The 1,464-nt window shown below is 54.7% G+C and carries 1 rRNA gene; it reads right to left on the reverse strand.

The window, feature by feature from the left end:
• Positions 1–20 precede the first annotated feature (20 nt).
• A 16S ribosomal RNA gene (locus USH94_RS22415) occupies positions 21–1,464 on the reverse strand; the annotation flags it as partial.

A 1,464-nucleotide genomic window follows, 5' to 3' on the forward strand; every position in this document is an offset into this window, starting at 1 on the left:
CAAAGGCAGGTTCTTTAAGGTAAGGAGGTGATCCAACCGCAGGTTCCCCTACGGTTACCTTGTTACGACTTCACCCCAGTCATGAATCACAAAGTGGTAAGCGCCCTCCCGAAGGTTAAGCTACCTACTTCTTTTGCAACCCACTCCCATGGTGTGACGGGCGGTGTGTACAAGGCCCGGGAACGTATTCACCGTAGCATTCTGATCTACGATTACTAGCGATTCCGACTTCATGGAGTCGAGTTGCAGACTCCAATCCGGACTACGACGCACTTTATGAGGTCCGCTTGCTCTCGCGAGGTCGCTTCTCTTTGTATGCGCCATTGTAGCACGTGTGTAGCCCTACTCGTAAGGGCCATGATGACTTGACGTCATCCCCACCTTCCTCCAGTTTATCACTGGCAGTCTCCTTTGAGTTCCCGGCCTAACCGCTGGCAACAAAGGATAAGGGTTGCGCTCGTTGCGGGACTTAACCCAACATTTCACAACACGAGCTGACGACAGCCATGCAGCACCTGTCTCAGAGTTCCCGAAGGCACCAATCCATCTCTGGAAAGTTCTCTGGATGTCAAGAGTAGGTAAGGTTCTTCGCGTTGCATCGAATTAAACCACATGCTCCACCGCTTGTGCGGGCCCCCGTCAATTCATTTGAGTTTTAACCTTGCGGCCGTACTCCCCAGGCGGTCGACTTAACGCGTTAGCTCCGGAAGCCACGCCTCAAGGGCACAACCTCCAAGTCGACATCGTTTACGGCGTGGACTACCAGGGTATCTAATCCTGTTTGCTCCCCACGCTTTCGCACCTGAGCGTCAGTCTTTGTCCAGGGGGCCGCCTTCGCCACCGGTATTCCTCCAGATCTCTACGCATTTCACCGCTACACCTGGAATTCTACCCCCCTCTACAAGACTCTAGCCTGCCAGTTTCGAATGCAGTTCCCAGGTTGAGCCCGGGGATTTCACATCCGACTTGACAGACCGCCTGCGTGCGCTTTACGCCCAGTAATTCCGATTAACGCTTGCACCCTCCGTATTACCGCGGCTGCTGGCACGGAGTTAGCCGGTGCTTCTTCTGCGGGTAACGTCAATCGCTGTGGTTATTAACCACAACGCCTTCCTCCCCGCTGAAAGTACTTTACAACCCGAAGGCCTTCTTCATACACGCGGCATGGCTGCATCAGGCTTGCGCCCATTGTGCAATATTCCCCACTGCTGCCTCCCGTAGGAGTCTGGACCGTGTCTCAGTTCCAGTGTGGCTGGTCATCCTCTCAGACCAGCTAGGGATCGTCGCCTAGGTGAGCCGTTACCCCACCTACTAGCTAATCCCATCTGGGCACATCTGATGGCAAGAGGCCCGAAGGTCCCCCTCTTTGGTCTTGCGACGTTATGCGGTATTAGCTACCGTTTCCAGTAGTTATCCCCCTCCATCAGGCAGTTTCCCAGACATTACTCACCCGTCCGCCGCTCG

Source organism: Enterobacter sp. 148H3, assembly GCF_034107425.1.
Taxonomy (GTDB): domain Bacteria; phylum Pseudomonadota; class Gammaproteobacteria; order Enterobacterales; family Enterobacteriaceae; genus Enterobacter; species Enterobacter vonholyi.